The organism is Streptomyces caeruleatus, assembly GCF_001514235.1.
Classification (GTDB): Bacteria; Actinomycetota; Actinomycetes; order Streptomycetales; family Streptomycetaceae; genus Streptomyces; species Streptomyces caeruleatus.
The window spans coordinates 1-564 of sequence record NZ_KQ948986.1; the positions used below are offsets into that span (position 1 = coordinate 1).

At 70.4% G+C, this 564-nt stretch carries 1 protein-coding gene; it reads left to right on the forward strand.

The window, feature by feature from the left end:
- Window positions 1–33: 33 nt before the first annotated feature.
- Window positions 34–564 (forward strand): KR domain-containing protein (locus AQJ67_RS44405; protein ID WP_341846205.1); only part of this gene is annotated, 531 nt, incomplete at its 3' end.

The following is a 564-nucleotide window of genomic DNA, read 5'->3' on the forward strand; positions in this document are numbered from 1 at the left end:
TTGGTCAGCCGTCGTGGCTTGGACGCTCCCGGTGTGTCTGCTCTGTGTGAGGAGTTGGGTGCGCGGGTGACGGTGGAGGCGTGTGACGTCGCTGACCGGGAAGCGCTCGCCGGGGTGCTGGGGCGGGTGCCGGCGGACTGCCCGCTGACCGCTGTCGTGCACGCAGCCGGGATCGGTGACGGGTATGTGCCGCTGGAGGAAGTGGAGCCGGGGCGGCTGGATGCGGTGCTGCGGGCGAAGATGGTGTCGGCGTGGCATCTGCACGAATTGACCGCGGGGCTGGATCTGGACGCGTTCGTCCTGTTCTCGTCGGGTGCGGCGAGTTGGGGCGCTGGCGGGCAGGCTGCCTACGCGGCGGCGAACGCTTTCCTGGACGGGCTGGCAGGGTACCGGCACGCGCAGGGTCTGCCCGCGACGTCGGTGGCATGGGGAGTTTGGGCGGGCCCGGGGATGGGCGAGGCGGTGCTGAGTTGGTGGAGGGGTATCGGCGGCGTGGTGTGCTGCCGATGGAGCCGGAGTTGGCGATGGCGGCTCTGGAACAGGCGGTGTGCGAGAAGGCAGTCA